This window comes from Bacteroides fluxus YIT 12057, assembly GCF_000195635.1.
Lineage (GTDB): Bacteria > Bacteroidota > Bacteroidia > Bacteroidales > Bacteroidaceae > Bacteroides > Bacteroides fluxus.
On the sequence record NZ_GL882611.1, the window covers coordinates 73,383 to 87,368 of the forward strand.

Sequence of the window (13,986 nt, forward strand, 5' to 3'; positions counted from 1 at the left end):
ATATACACTATCTTTCTTTATCTCATACTTCGGACGGGGTATAAAAATACAAAAAACGCCGGAATAAACGAATATTATTCCAGCGCTTCATAAATGGAGTGAATTCTGTTTTAAGTGTTTTCGGATATTTTTCCTCTATTTCTTTTTCGGTGTCCTTCTTGCCCAACCCTCTTCGCTGAAATCGGGTTCTGCATCTTTAGGGCCGTTATTGTTGCCTTGGAAGAATTGTCTCCAGTCATCTTTTTTGCCTCGGGCTTGGGTATATCCACGTTCTTCGCGGCTGGATTTACTCTTTTTCTTGTCGGCAGAGGCAGTTTCGGACTTTTTGTTGCGCTTGCTGTTGGCTTCGCCGGTCTTTTCATCTTTGTAACTGCGCTTCTTGCCGCCGAATTCCTTTCTACCGTAGTTGCCTCCTTCTTCTCTGCGGCTGCCTCTTGAGGTTTCCTTGCTTTCTTCTCCGGCAACCTCGACAGCTATCTTGCGTCCGTTCCAATTGGCACGGTTCAAGGATTTCATCACGTTCTGGGCTTCTTTTTCTTCCACCTCAAAGAAGGAAAATTTCGGCATCAGGTCGATACGTCCAAGTTCGACACGCCCGCGGGTATTTTTGTTCAGCAAGCCGATAAGTTCATTGGGGAAAAAGTTGTCCATCTTGCCCAAGTTGATGAAAAGGCGGGTATAGCCCGGCTGTGCCTGGCGGCCACCGTCTCTCCGTTCTCTCCGTACTCCATCTTTTCCGCTACGTTCGCTGCCGTTGGCTATCTCTATTTCTTCACGGTCACGGTAGTATTCCAGGAAACGGTTGAATTCATGGGAAACCATACGTTTGATAAGATCCTCTTTACTCAGCCAGTCCAGTTTACGATAGATGTCGGGCATGAAGTCACCGATTTCGTCTTCGTTGACTTTTACCTTTTCAAGTTCGTCTATCACCTTCAGCAATTGCTTTTCGCAGATTTGTTTGCCGGTAGGCATCTCTCCGGCAATGAATTTCTTGCCGATGATACGCTCTATTTCACGCAGTTTTCCTTTCTCGCGTAAGTTGATGATGGCAATGGAAGTTCCTGTCTTTCCGGCACGTCCGGTACGTCCGCTGCGGTGGGTATAACTTTCCGTATCGTCGGGCAAACCGTAATTAATGACATGAGTAAGGTCGTCCACGTCCAGTCCGCGTGCAGCGACGTCTGTGGCAACCAGCAGTTGCAGGTTGCGGATACGGAACTTCTGCATCACGGCGTCGCGTTGCGCCTGGCTTAACTCACCATGCAAGGAGTCGGCATTGTAACCTTCCTGCATCAGTTTGTCGGCAATTTCCTGTGTCTCCTTACGGGTACGGCAGAAGATGATGCCGTATATTTGCGGATTATAATCCACAATGCGTTTCAAGGCAGCGTATTTATCTTTGGCATGTACACAGAAGACCACATGCTTTACATTGCTGGTACTTTCATTCTTGCGTCCGATGGTAATTTCTTTGGCGTCACGTAAGTATTTCTTGGAGATACGTGCGATTTCCGGACTCATGGTGGCAGAGAACAGCAGTGTGTTACGCTCTTGCGGCACATCGGCAAGAATGGCATTGATGCTGTCTGTGAATCCCATGTTCAGCATTTCGTCCGCTTCATCCATTACTACGTTCTGGATGGTAGAGAGGGAGACGGTCTTGCGTTCCATCAAGTCGAGCAGGCGTCCCGGAGTGGCTACAATGATATGTACGCCTCGTTTCAGGGCACGTATCTGGCTCTCTATGGACGAACCGCCATATACGGGCAACACCCGCAAACCGTCGATGTATTTGGAATAATCGTTTAAGTCGCCCGCTATCTGCAGGCAAAGTTCGCGCGTGGGGCAGAGAATAAGAGATTGGGGAATTCTGTTGTTGACGTTAATCTTCTGTATGAGCGGCAGACCGAACGCTGCGGTCTTTCCTGTTCCTGTTTGTGCCAGTGCTACTACATCATTATTTTCTCCTAAGAGGTAAGGTATTACTTCCTCTTGTACCGGCATGGGCTGCTCGTAACCCATTTCTTCAATGGCACGGCGTATCTCCGCCGACACACCGAGCTCTTCAAATGTCTTCATTAAATCTTCTGTATATCTTTATATTTCGGGCACAAAGATAGTGATAAACAATGGATAATTGATAATGAATCGTTGATAATTATGCTGTTACCCCTTAAATAATCCGTTGTCAATGATTAATTATTCGTCAGAAGAATGCTTTGCAGCTTTTTTATCTCTTCTTTGTCCAGTCCGATACCTTTCTGCAGATAGGTGGCTATATCTCCATATTCCCGTTCGGCTTCTTCCTTGGCGGCATTCAGAAAATCTTCTCTGGCGGAGAACAAGGTGGTAATGGCTTCCTGTGAGCGTGCCGGAAGCTGATAGGCATATTTTGAAGCAGCCGGAATGTTGAAATAGTCATTGCTGAGCCGGTAATCTTCCATGATGATGTCCTCGTTTACGCCGAGGGCGGCGAGTACCAACGCCGAGACGACACCTGTACGCCCTTTGCCCGAAGAACAGTGGACAACGACGGGATAATTGTTCTTATCCAGCAGGATATCGAAAATCCGGCGGTATTCCTTGGTATAATTGCCGATGAGATCACGATTCATTTGTTCTACCATTCGATAGACGGTGTCGCTTTTAATTTTCTGCTCCTGGATACCTTTCAGAATATCTTCCATATCTCCTGTTGCAATGGGGATGTGGATCACTTTAAATTCTTTTTGCAGAGGATCCTGCCTTTGGGACTCAGAACCGGCACGCAGGTCTATAATCGTCTTTATGCCGATATTCTTGAGTTCCCTGCGTGAGCAGTATGCCAGGCTGTCTATTTCGGCCGAACGGTAGAGCATGCCCCAACGTACCTCCTTGCGGGTGGTATAGGACGGATAGCCTCCCAGGTCACGGAAGTTCTGGATACCTGGAATATTGATGTTGCGTGTGGCAATCTTTATCCGGTACTTGTCACCGAAAACAAGACTATAGTAGTACCGTTGGGTGGGATCGGTAGTGATGACAGTCATCTTCAGGTCGGAGATATCGGCCATCGCGACAGGAACGTCTTCCGGAATACGATCAGGATCGGTAGAAGCATATACCTTTACACTTCCCTTGATGGGGGGAGTCATTTCCCATTTGACAATACAATTTCCTACATTGTTTTCTTCACAGACAACGGAAATGCGGGGAGCAGTGCCGCTGCAGGAAGGAAGCAATACCACCAAGGCCAGTAAGTTCAGCAGATTCTTGTACATAGTATGTAAACTCTCTATAGTCGTCAATCACAAATATATGATTTTTCACGACAGAGAATACTTGCAATGCAAAGGTTTTATATTTCTTTTTCTAACATTAATTTTTCTGCAAACTCTTTTGATACTGAATTACTGAAGCTTTTGCATACTTCTGCCGCAAAGTCCATACCACACCGGATAATTTTATCCCACGTACTTTCGTCTATCTGGTTCAAGTCTTCATACCGGACATCGTATTTCAACAGGCCGTAGATAATACCGGCATTGAAATTATCACCTGCGCCGATGGTGCTGACTGCTTCCAACGGGGGGATAGGATATTCTTTGGAAATGCTCTGAGTGCGCAACGAAATCTGCTCTGCGCCTGCCGTACAAAGAAAATTAGGACAATAGAACTTGATTTTATCCTTATATATCTTGTCGGCCTCACGCAGGTTGTACATATAAAAGAAATCTTCCTGCGAGCCGCGTACGATATTGGCATATTCCAGGTTCTCGATGATGGTAGGAGCCAGTTTGATAGCTTCTTCCTTGTGTGAGGAACGGAAGTTGGGATCGTAATAAACGATAGCTTTTTTTTCACGAGCCTGGTCGAGCAATTCCAGAACTTTGTCACGCAATACCGGATTCAGTGCGTAGTAGGAGCCGATAACGACAATGTCATCTTCTTCCAGTTTTGGATAGACTACGTCCAGGCGCTGTTTGGGATAGTTTTTATAAAAGATGTATTCCGCATCGCTTTGGTTGTTCAGAAAAGCCAGCGACACGGGAGATTTTCCGTCGGGGAATACATTGACATGGTCGGTAGGTATATGGTTGTCCCGCATGAATTGCAGGATGATATTGCCTACATGGTCATTGCCCGTTTCGCTGATAAAGCTGATGGGAATGCCCGCCCGTCCTAAAGAGACGATACCGTTGAATACAGAACCGCCGGGAACTGCTGCCGTGGGTTGGTCACCGCGGAAGATAATGTCCAATATGGTCTCTCCGATGCCGATTACTTTACGCATAATGATCGTGATTTTTCTCCGAGATAACCGCCGTGATGGCGTTTTGAATAGTCTTCAATTGTAAATCCGGTTTCTTTCATGGTCTGTACTACCAGTATGTCGCCGATTACGGTCATTGCGGTAGTCGAGGTGGTAGGAGTCATGCCCAAGGTACAGACTTCGTCCGGGTGTCCGGTGCTGAGGCATACGTTGGATTCGTGCGCCAGTGGACTGTCCGGGTTTCCGGTAATCACAATGAACTTCAGATCCGGGTTCAGGTTATGTGCCAGACGTGTCAGTTCCACGATTTCACGAGTTTTGCCTGAATTGGAAATAAGCAACAACAAGTCGTTTTCCTGAAGGATGCCGAGGTCGCCGTGCTGTGCTTCACTGGGGTGCAGAAAAACGGAAGGAATTCCTGTCGAACAGAAGGTGGTAGCAATGTTCATTGCTATTTGTCCTGCTTTACCCATGCCGGAAGTCACTAACTTTCCTCTTTTGCGGTGCACTTGCTCTACGATCAGTTCTACTGCTTTTTCGTAAGCGTCCGTTACGGGGATGTTCAGTACGGCTTGTGCTTCTTTTTGCAAAAGCTCTTGAATGGATGCAATCATTATGCTTGAATTTTGTTAGTAGTTAGGTTATAGCCTACAAATATCCGTAATTTTCCATAAATGGCAATAAGTTTTATTGTATTTTTGCAGCCTCAAATTGTTTGGAACGTCAGAATGAAGAAGTTAAAAGAGGAAACGTTATTGGCTTTCAACCAATATACCCTGCCCAATGGATTGCGCATCATCCATGAACCGTCACTTTCCAAAGTGGCTTATTGTGGATTTGCCGTAGATGCCGGTACCCGTGATGAACTTGAAAATGAACAGGGTATGGCGCACTTTGTGGAACACCTTATCTTTAAGGGTACTAAAAAGCGCAAGGCGTGGCATATCTTGAACCGGATGGAAAATGTGGGCGGTGACCTCAATGCTTATACCAATAAGGAAGAGACGGTCATCTATTCCGCTTTTCTGACCGAACATTTTGGCCGCGCCTTTGAACTGTTGACGGATATTGTATTCCATTCCACTTTTCCGCAGCGGGAGATTGAGAAAGAGACGGAAGTCATAATAGATGAAATACAGTCTTATGAGGACAACCCTTCCGAACTTATTTTCGATGATTTCGAGGATTTGATATTTCGGGGGCATCCCTTGGGACGGAATATTCTCGGTAATCCGGAACAGCTGAAAGCTTTCCGCAGCGAAGATGCGGTTTCGTTCACTTCCCGTTTCTACCATCCTGGGAATATGGTCTTTTTCGTATTGGGTAACCTGGACTTCAGGCAGGTGGTGCGTTGGGCAGAGAAGTTATTGCTTGATATTCCTCCGGTTCCGGTGGACAACCGCCGCTTGCCTCCTCCTCTCTATGTACCGGAACACCTTGTGGTGCATAAAGATACCCACCAGGCACATGTGATGATCGGTAGCCGGGGATATAATGCCTATGATGACAAGCGGACGGCACTTTATCTGCTGAATAATATCTTAGGTGGTCCCGGTATGAACAGTCGCTTGAACGTATCTCTCCGAGAACGTCGCGGATTGGTCTATAATGTGGAATCCAACCTTACCTCCTATACTGATACGGGTACATTTTGTATTTACTTCGGATGTGATCCTGAAGATATGGATTACTGTATGCGCTTGGTTTATAAAGAACTGAAGCGTTTGCGTGATGTCAAGATGACTGCATCACAACTTGCTGCTGCCCGGAAACAACTGGTCGGGCAAATCGGGGTGGCTTCGGACAATAACGAGAACAATGCCTTAGGTATGGGAAAAACTTTCCTTCATTATCACAAATATGAAACTTCCGAAGCGGTGTTCCGCAGAATAGAGCAACTCACTCCGGAAGTTCTTTTGGAAGTGGCTAACGAGATGTTTGCCGAGAATTATCTTTCCACCTTGATCTATCGGTAAGCGGAATATAATCCGAAAGGTAAGGCCCTTCCGAATCTTTGTTTTGAGGAGGAGTTCCTATTTGAACACTTGAGTCACCGGACGTCCTATCCATACTTGGGGCTGTTGCAGCCCGAAGATGTGGGCAATGGTGGAAGCTACGTCATATTGCATCATGCTTTCGTGGAATTCCAGACCTTTCTTCACATTTTTGCCGGAGATGATGAAAGGAGTCTGCATTTCCTGCATGGTCTTGCCTCCATGTCCCTTGTTAATGCCTCCGTGGTCGGCAGTGACGATGAATATGGTTTCCTTCAGCATGCCTGCATCTTCAACGGCTTGGATGATACGTCCTACATAGGTATCCAGTTCCTTCAGTTTGGCATAATACCCGGGTGTGTCATGCCCTGCCTGATGTCCCACATGATCCGGATTGTCGAAACAGACGGCAAGCAGTACCGGCTGTTTTTCCTTAATATATTTTTCGGCCATGTTGCATAGGGCTTCAGGGTATTTATTGTAGTCCGGCGCTTGTGCATGATGGCTTAACGCCAATGTATCGACAAGATATTTAATTCCGCTCCATTCATACAGGCAGCCTATTTCTGCTTCCGGCCGGGCGTCACGCAGCACTTGGAAGATGGTAGGGAATATGCCGTGTTCGTTTAATACGCGTGAGGGTAATTCGGGAGTCTTGGATCCCCATTCTGTATATCCGTGCAGTTCGGGTCCGGCTCCCATGAACATAGATGCCCAGTTGATGGCACTGGAGGATGGCAGTGCGGAGCGTTTTTCAAGCGTGTAGGAACCGTCTGCCATTAATTGTTTGATATGGGGGATGTCTGCTTTCGGGACACTATAGGCTCCCCAACCATCCAGACCGATTAAAACGACGTGTTTTGCTTTGCTTTTTGCTTGGCAATGAGTGGATACAAGACATACTGCGATAAGAGATACAAGCAGTGTAATGGTTACTTTTTTCATAATTTACTTTTTTGGTTTGCCAAAGGTACGTTTTTATTTCATTTTATTTGCATTCTGAAAAAAGTTGTTCAGAACTTTTTTCAACGTTATCCAACCGTTTCATACTGAATTCACAGCCGCAATATTGTTGGTTGTAGAAGTCATATTCTTTAAGAAGCTGGTTTCTTCGGTCTTGAAGTCCGCCTTTGCGCCAGTTCTGTTCCCAGAATATGGTACCGGGATAGAGAGTTGCGGCATGTCTGCCGGCTTCATTGATTTGTTCCAGGCTTTTCCAACGGGAGGAGGCAAGGGTGGTTGTGAATACGGAGAAACCATGTCCGGACGCATAGCGGGCGGTTTCTGTCAACCGGAGGGTAAAGCACTTCAGGCAGCGGCCGCCACGTTCCGGCTCATTTTCCAGGCCGCACATGGTATTGCGCCAATGTTCATAATTGTAGTCGGCATCTACAAAATCTAGTCCCAGATTCTGGACATAACGGATGGCCTCGGCTTTCCGGATTTCATATTCTTTTTGAGGATATATGTTAGGATTGCAATAGAATACAGTTGGGCAGATGCCGTTTGCCAGCATACATTCAATGATGGCGGAAGAACAGGGTGCACAGCAGGAGTGCAGGAGGACTTTGTTGTCACCGTTGGGTGTCTTTATCTGTAGCATATTCCTTTTATATTGAGGCCTCAAAAATACAAAAAAATCGGGTTGGTCCACAAAGTTGGCACTACTTTGATCCGGTTATACTTTCAGCTTGATTTTTCCTTTCGCTAGCAGGCCGGCCAGCCAGACAACGATGAACGAGAACACCAATGACTTGAGCAGTCCCGGTACGCCGCTTCCCAATACTTCCGGATAATGCAGGTGCAGCAGTTGCTGGACGGGATACCACACGTAGGGAATGGTGTAGCAGGTCAGTGTCGCTGTACCGGCAGGCTTGATAATGTCGAACCAACCGTTTTTTCCCTTTACGTCCGTCAGCCAATAGAAGAAACCGAATAGCGGGAAGAATGTTGCAAGGCAATAGAACAGCCAGGTAGGGGTGGCTTGTATTTTTGAGATAATCCAGTACGGATGTGAAACAAGGGCAAGTATGAGCATGCTTGCACCCATTACGCAAAGCATACCGATGAACCGTCCGGGACGTCCCTTGTCGGCATACCGTTGCATCAACAGGGAGGTCAGTACACCGGACATGCCGAAGGCGTGCAAAGTCCAGTCACTGGGAATAAACGGCAATAGGATGATGCGGCTGCCATATTCTCCTGGAATCAGTTGGGAATGGCTGAGCACGGCAAGCAGTACCACGGCAAACCAGGCAATGGCATTGCTGCGCAGGTTCTCACGGGTAAACAGATAGATACCTGCGCATACGGCATACGTCCAGCCTATCAGTCCAAGAATACCCCACCAGCCTATGTGGAACGGTTTGCCGTTCATGTCTTTATAAAGGACGAGAAAAGCGAGCAATAATATACCCGCTACTTTCATTGCGGTGAAAAGGTGTTTTTTACTTCCTTCGGCTTTCGGATAGACTCCCCATACCAAGAAGAAACCGATGACCATCAGGATGGAGAACCAGGAGTGTGACAGCCCGCCTTCTATGCCACCGCTGTTCAGCGAGAAAAGTCCCATGGCAAGGAGGGCGATGGTGCGCCAGAAGATATGTGAAATCACTTGAAGCGTGGTGTTTCCCTTTTTGTAGCGGTTCTGTATGGCGAGGGATACGGACATGCCCATACAGAAAAGGAATGCAGGGAAAATAGTATCGGAGAATCCCAGCATGTCTTCGTCTATCTTGGCGTGCATCAGCCAGTGGGGAACATTTTTCAGACCGGGGATGTCATTGACGAAGAGCATGAGGAACATGGTGAGTGCACGGAATACATCAACCGCAGCCACTCGTTGTGGTGTTAAGTTTTTCATAAATGTGATTATTTTTTGGGGGTTGAAATCGCAAATATAGGAAACTATTTTTTCTGATGCTACAGCTTTGCGGTATTTCTTAGTATATTTGTTGCCATGAAAGGGAAGCTGCTGTTGTTTTTTCTTTTTTGGGGCATAATTGTGCAGAATGTGGTGGCTTCTGCCGATAAGTTGCCGGTTGTTGCATTGATGGGTACTCTGGATGAGGCGGTCAGTGCGCACGAACATTATGTGGCTATACGTGAGTCCCGTATTGCCCGGTTGAAGCGGCAACTGGCGGATACGGACACGGCAAGTACCGCTTTTTTTCGATGGAATGGGGAAATATATAAGGAATACAAGGCGTATATCTGTGATTCAGCCATCTATTATCTGAATGTAAATTTGGCTTGGGCGGAACGTTACGGACAGAAAGACGCCGTTCATGAAACCCGCTTGGAGCTTGCCTATCTCATGGCTTCTGCAGGGATGTACGAAGAAGCTGCCGAGTTGTTGGGACAAATAGATAAAAGTACGCTGCCGGTGCGTCTCTTGCCGGAGTATTACAACTGCTGCCATAAACTTTATGTTGAATTGAGTCTTTATACTTTGGATGATACTTTCAGGAAGCATTACCGGGAGCAGGCGGTTTGTTACGATGATTCGCTGATGGGAGTCCTTTCTATTACCTCGCCTCTTTACCTGGAACGGAAAGAGGCAAGGGAAGCGGAGGCCGGTAATATGGATGAAGCGTTAAGCATAAACGATTTACGCCTGGCAAATGTGGATCTCGATACACCCGGATATGCTTTGGTGACCTACCACCGTTCCCTGCTGTATCGCCAGATGCAGAACAAGGAAGAGGAAAAACGTTATCTGGCATTGTCCGCGCTGGCCGATATTCGCCTTTGTATCACAGACCATGCTTCGCTTTGGACGTTAGCCGAACTGCTTTATGAAGAAGGGGATATAGAACGTGCCTATCGCTATATCCGTTTTTCGTGGAATGAGACCAACCGCTATAATGCCCGTAGCCGCAGTTTGCAGACTGCAGGCATTCTTTCGCTGATAGACCTTACTTACCAGGCTATGCGTGAGAAGCAGAATGACCGGTTACGGCTATATATCTGGCTGATCAGTACCTTGACCTTGCTGTTGATTGCTGCCATGGCCTTTATTTACCGGCAGATGAAGCGTCTTTCCCTTGCCCGTAATCATCTGGAACAGGCAAACGGGCAGTTGCGTATATCCAATCATATCAAGGAAGAATACATAGGCCGTTTTATGAACTTGTGTTCTGTTTATATCAACCGCTTAGACGCATATCGTCGCATGGTAAACAAGAAGATATCTGCGGGGCAGACTGAAGAGTTGCTGAAAATGGTACGTTCGCGCGAAGTACTTGATACCGGACTGAAGGAGTTATATGCTAATTTTGATACTGCTTTTCTGCATCTTTTTCCCGATTTTGTCGAAAGATTCAATGAACTGTTGAAGCCCGAAGAACGAATCGTGCTTCGCAAGGGTGAGTTGCTAAATACCGAGCTGCGGATTTTTGCCTTGATTCGGTTGGGTATTGAAGACAGTTCGCAGATTGCGGAATTCCTCCGTTACTCGGTCAATACAATCTATAACTACCGGGCCAAGGTAAAAAATAAGGCTTGTATTTCAAGGGAGGACTTTGAGACACACCTTATGCAGATACGCTGATGATACGTCAAATAGAGATTTTATATCCACTTTTTATCTTTCGTTATTATTAGTTATATGCTTGTTTATTAGTTGTTTATAGATATTTTATAATTCACATTCTCCACCTATTGCAGATTCGTTGGTACGGGGTAACTTTATCTTTCCTAACTTTGGAAAAGTTTAAGTAACCTTTAAAAGCGATACCATGAAATTGAAATTAACTTTTTTGCTTGGATGCTGTGTATCTGTCGCGGCTATGGCCTGTGCCAATGGTTCTTCTCCGGCGGTGGATACTCCTCCCGAACCCGTTATCTCTCAAGACGGTGTAACTGCGTATATTTCTACTGCCGACCGTACGCAGGTGTTCAGTAAAACTACTTTAAAGTTTTCCGGCAAGCCGAAGTTTGCTCCTGTCATCACTTTGAATCCGGCTGTACGTTATCAGTCTATGGATGGTTTTGGCGCTGCCGTTACAGGTTCCACCTGTTATAATCTGATGAAGATGGCCCCTGCAGACCGTACTGGTTTCCTAACTGGGACTTTTTCTGAAAAGGACGGATTGGGCTTCAGTTATATACGTATTTCAATAGGATGTTCCGACTTCTCGTTGAGCGAATATACGTGTTGTGACAAGCCGGGTATTGAGAATTTCGCCTTGCAAAGTGAGGAGAAGGAGTATGTGATACCTATTGTGAAAGAGATTTTGGCAATCAATCCTGCTATCAAAATATTGGGATCTCCGTGGACTTGCCCCAAATGGATGAAGGTGAATAATCTGGAAGAAAAGAAACCTTTTGACTCCTGGACAAGCGGTCAGTTGAATCCGGACTGCTATGCGGACTATGCGACTTATTTTGTGAAGTGGGTACAGGCCTTTGAGAAAGAAGGTATCCGGATTTATTCGGTTACTCCTCAAAATGAACCGTTGAACAGGGGTAATTCCGCTTCTTTGTTTATGGGCTGGAAGGAAGAGCTGGCTTTCGTGAAAGAAGCTCTCGGTCCGGCTTTCAAAGCTGCCGGTCTGGATACGAAGATTTATGCTTTTGACCACAATTACAATTATGATAACATGGCAGACCAGGATGATTATCCTGTCAGAATGTATGATGATGAAGTGGCCGCTTCTTTTTTGACCGGTGCGGCTTATCATAATTACGGCGGCAATCGGGAGGAATTGAATGATATCCGGCGTCAACGCCCCGATAAGGAGCTGATCTTCACCGAAACTTCCATCGGTATGTGGAATGATGGGCGTAATTTGAAGAAGCGTCTGATGGACGATATGCGTGAAGTGGGCCTCGGTACTGTGAACAATTGGTGCAAAGGTGTTATCGTATGGAACCTGATGTTGGATTCGGAACGTGGCCCTAACCGTGAAGGAGGTTGTCAGACTTGCTATGGCGCAGTAGATATTGACCGTTCAGATTATAAAACCATCACTTACAACTCACACTACTACATTATCGGGCATTTGTCATCGGTTGTAAAGCCGGGAGCGTTCCGTATTGCAAGCAAGGCCGATACCACCGATGGCCTGATGTACTCGGCTTTCGAAAATCCCGATGGAACGGTGGCTTTTGTGCTGTTGAACCAGAATGAAGACATTGCACGCATAAGCCTGACGGTGGACGGAAAGAATTATATAAACTGTGCGGTACCTGGCAAATCTGTTGCCTCTTACCGTTGGAAAAAATAACACTAACAACCAAAATTACCATGAAAAATTTATTAGCGACAACTATTTCCGTAGCCCTACTGTCATTGGGCGTGATGGGATGTAGCGAGAAGAAAGCAGAGGAACAAGTGACGTCCGCTGCCTTTGTAACCATTCAAGGACCGGACTTGATAAAACCGGACGGCTCGAAGCTTTTCATTATGGGAACCAACTTGGGCAACTGGCTGAATCCGGAAGGTTATATGTTCAAGTTCAACAAGACCAATTCGGGACGTTTCATCAACGAGATGTTCTGCCAGCTGGTGGGACCGGACTTTACTGCCGAATTCTGGAAAGCATTCAAGGATAATTACGTGACCCGTGAGGATATCCGTTTCATCAAGAGTACGGGAGCCAATACCATTCGCCTTCCTTTCCATTACAAATTGTTTACAGACGAGGACTATATGGGACTGACGGTCAATCAAGACGGATTTGCCCGTGTGGATAGCCTTGTAAACTGGTGCCGTGAATCCGACTTGTATCTCATCCTCGATATGCACGATGCTCCCGGCGGTCAGACGGGTGACAATATTGATGACAGTTATGGCTATCCGTGGCTGTTTGACAGTGAAGCCAGCCAGCAGTTGTACTGCGACATCTGGCGCAAAATAGCGGACCGTTACAAAAATGAGCCGGTAATCCTTGGCTATGAGTTGTTCAACGAGCCCATCGCTCCTTATTTTGAGAATATGGAAGAACTCAACGGAAAGTTGGAAGACGTGTATAAGAAGGGGGTAGCTGCCATCCGCGAGGTGGATAAGAACCATATTGTTCTTTTGGGCGGCTCGCAGTGGAACGGTAACTTCAAGCCATTCAATGACTCTAAGTTTGATGACAAGATCATGTACACCTGCCACCGTTATGGGGGTGAACCTACTCCGGCGGCCATTCAGAACTTTATCAACTTCCGCGACAGTGTGAACCTGCCGATGTATATGGGCGAAATCGGCCACAACACGAATGAATGGCAGGCTGCTTTCTGCCAGACTATGCGTGACAATAACATCGGCTATACCTTCTGGCCGTATAAGAAAATGGATGGTTCTTCGTTCGTAGGAATCACTCCGCCGGAAAACTGGGCGAATATTGTATATTTCTCCGAAGCACCGCGTGCCACGTACAAAGAAATCCGTGAGGCACGTCCCGAGCAGGCCATGGCTCGCAAGGCGATGATGGACTTCATCGAGGCATGCAAACTGAAGAATTGTGTGGTTCAAGAGGGGTATATCCAGTCATTGGGGATGAAGTAGCAAGCGCTGCGCCGGCGCAGCAGTCCGTATAAATTCCCGGAAAATGAAACTCCGGGAATTGGTATGGAAGAGGTAGGGATTGAACGGTACACACCGTAGGATTAAGTGCCTAAAAACACAGTATGCTATGGGTACTCACCCTACGACTGTAAGGACTTCACTCCCTATGTGTGCAGGGGTAAGTCCTGTTCCCTTGTATGCCGGAAATTATTGATGGCATGAACTGATTTTGATGG

The 13,986-nt window shown here is 46.6% G+C and carries 11 protein-coding genes; 4 read left to right on the top strand and 7 right to left on the bottom strand.

Going from position 1 to position 13,986, the window contains the following annotated elements; translation table 11 throughout:
• Positions 1–135 precede the first annotated feature (135 nt).
• From HMPREF9446_RS02535 to HMPREF9446_RS02550, 4 genes are all read right to left on the bottom strand, one after another.
• Entirely contained in the window at positions 136–2,082 is a 1,947-nt protein-coding gene (locus tag HMPREF9446_RS02535) for a DEAD/DEAH box helicase (protein WP_009123829.1), read from the bottom strand.
• A gap of 116 nt (positions 2,083–2,198) precedes the next feature.
• Positions 2,199–3,263 carry a tyrosine-protein phosphatase gene (locus HMPREF9446_RS02540; RefSeq protein ID WP_009123830.1) on the bottom strand — a complete coding sequence of 355 codons (1,065 nt, stop codon included), beginning with the start codon at positions 3,261–3,263 and terminating at the stop codon, positions 2,199–2,201.
• Positions 3,264–3,340: 77 nt separating this feature from the next.
• Entirely contained in the window at positions 3,341–4,276 is a 936-nt protein-coding gene (locus tag HMPREF9446_RS02545; protein ID WP_009123831.1) for a carbohydrate kinase family protein, read from the bottom strand.
• Positions 4,264–4,869 (bottom strand): SIS domain-containing protein, encoded by a 606-nt coding sequence (locus HMPREF9446_RS02550; RefSeq protein ID WP_009123832.1) that lies wholly within the window; start codon positions 4,867–4,869, stop codon positions 4,264–4,266. Before HMPREF9446_RS02550 ends, HMPREF9446_RS02545 begins: the two co-directional genes overlap by 13 nt.
• Before the next feature lie 114 nt (positions 4,870–4,983).
• On the opposite strand from HMPREF9446_RS02550, the gene HMPREF9446_RS02555 reads away from it, so the two are divergent.
• Entirely contained in the window at positions 4,984–6,231 is a 1,248-nt protein-coding gene (locus HMPREF9446_RS02555; protein WP_039968311.1) for a M16 family metallopeptidase, read from the top strand.
• Positions 6,232–6,288: 57 nt separating this feature from the next.
• On the opposite strand, the gene HMPREF9446_RS02560 is transcribed toward HMPREF9446_RS02555, so the two are convergent.
• The 3 genes from HMPREF9446_RS02560 to HMPREF9446_RS02570 form a co-directional block, all read right to left on the bottom strand.
• Positions 6,289–7,194 (bottom strand): alkaline phosphatase, encoded by a 906-nt coding sequence (locus HMPREF9446_RS02560; protein WP_009123834.1) that lies wholly within the window; start codon positions 7,192–7,194, stop codon positions 6,289–6,291.
• Between the two features lie 43 nt (positions 7,195–7,237).
• Positions 7,238–7,852, bottom strand: a complete 615-nt coding sequence (locus HMPREF9446_RS02565; RefSeq protein WP_009123835.1) for an epoxyqueuosine reductase QueH — start codon at positions 7,850–7,852, stop codon at positions 7,238–7,240.
• 75 nt (positions 7,853–7,927) lie between these two features.
• Positions 7,928–9,112 (bottom strand): DUF5009 domain-containing protein, encoded by a 1,185-nt coding sequence (locus HMPREF9446_RS02570; protein ID WP_009123836.1) that lies wholly within the window; start codon positions 9,110–9,112, stop codon positions 7,928–7,930.
• Between the two features lie 96 nt (positions 9,113–9,208).
• Here HMPREF9446_RS02570 and HMPREF9446_RS02575 point away from each other — a divergent pair, with 96 nt between their 5' ends.
• From HMPREF9446_RS02575 to HMPREF9446_RS02585, 3 genes are all read left to right on the top strand, one after another.
• Positions 9,209–10,801: a DUF6377 domain-containing protein gene (locus HMPREF9446_RS02575; protein WP_009123837.1), complete on the top strand. Its 1,593-nt coding sequence runs from the start codon at positions 9,209–9,211 to the stop codon at positions 10,799–10,801.
• A gap of 187 nt (positions 10,802–10,988) precedes the next feature.
• Positions 10,989–12,479 (top strand): glycoside hydrolase family 30 protein, encoded by a 1,491-nt coding sequence (locus tag HMPREF9446_RS02580; RefSeq protein ID WP_009123838.1) that lies wholly within the window; start codon positions 10,989–10,991, stop codon positions 12,477–12,479.
• Between the two features lie 20 nt (positions 12,480–12,499).
• The gene (locus tag HMPREF9446_RS02585; RefSeq protein WP_039968314.1) at positions 12,500–13,750 is read left to right on the top strand and encodes a glycoside hydrolase family 5 protein; all 1,251 of its coding nucleotides are present in this window, start codon (positions 12,500–12,502) and stop codon (positions 13,748–13,750) included.
• The last annotated feature ends 236 nt before the right edge of the window (positions 13,751–13,986 follow it).

What these genes read in the sequence shown, in the direction of transcription:
- HMPREF9446_RS02570 (WP_009123836.1), bottom strand. Translation starts at nt 9,112, where the DNA reads ATGAAAAACTTAACACCACAACGAGTGGCTGCGGTTGATGTATTCCGT.
- HMPREF9446_RS02580 (WP_009123838.1), top strand. Translation starts at nt 10,989, where the DNA reads ATGAAATTGAAATTAACTTTTTTGCTTGGATGCTGTGTATCTGTCGCG.
- HMPREF9446_RS02535 (WP_009123829.1), bottom strand. Translation starts at nt 2,082, where the DNA reads ATGAAGACATTTGAAGAGCTCGGTGTGTCGGCGGAGATACGCCGTGCC.
- HMPREF9446_RS02565 (WP_009123835.1), bottom strand. Translation starts at nt 7,852, where the DNA reads ATGCTACAGATAAAGACACCCAACGGTGACAACAAAGTCCTCCTGCAC.
- HMPREF9446_RS02585 (WP_039968314.1), top strand. Translation starts at nt 12,500, where the DNA reads ATGAAAAATTTATTAGCGACAACTATTTCCGTAGCCCTACTGTCATTG.
- HMPREF9446_RS02540 (WP_009123830.1), bottom strand. Translation starts at nt 3,263, where the DNA reads ATGTACAAGAATCTGCTGAACTTACTGGCCTTGGTGGTATTGCTTCCT.
- HMPREF9446_RS02560 (WP_009123834.1), bottom strand. Translation starts at nt 7,194, where the DNA reads ATGAAAAAAGTAACCATTACACTGCTTGTATCTCTTATCGCAGTATGT.
- HMPREF9446_RS02575 (WP_009123837.1), top strand. Translation starts at nt 9,209, where the DNA reads ATGAAAGGGAAGCTGCTGTTGTTTTTTCTTTTTTGGGGCATAATTGTG.
- HMPREF9446_RS02545 (WP_009123831.1), bottom strand. Translation starts at nt 4,276, where the DNA reads ATGCGTAAAGTAATCGGCATCGGAGAGACCATATTGGACATTATCTTC.
- HMPREF9446_RS02550 (WP_009123832.1), bottom strand. Translation starts at nt 4,869, where the DNA reads ATGATTGCATCCATTCAAGAGCTTTTGCAAAAAGAAGCACAAGCCGTA.
- HMPREF9446_RS02555 (WP_039968311.1), top strand. Translation starts at nt 4,984, where the DNA reads ATGAAGAAGTTAAAAGAGGAAACGTTATTGGCTTTCAACCAATATACC.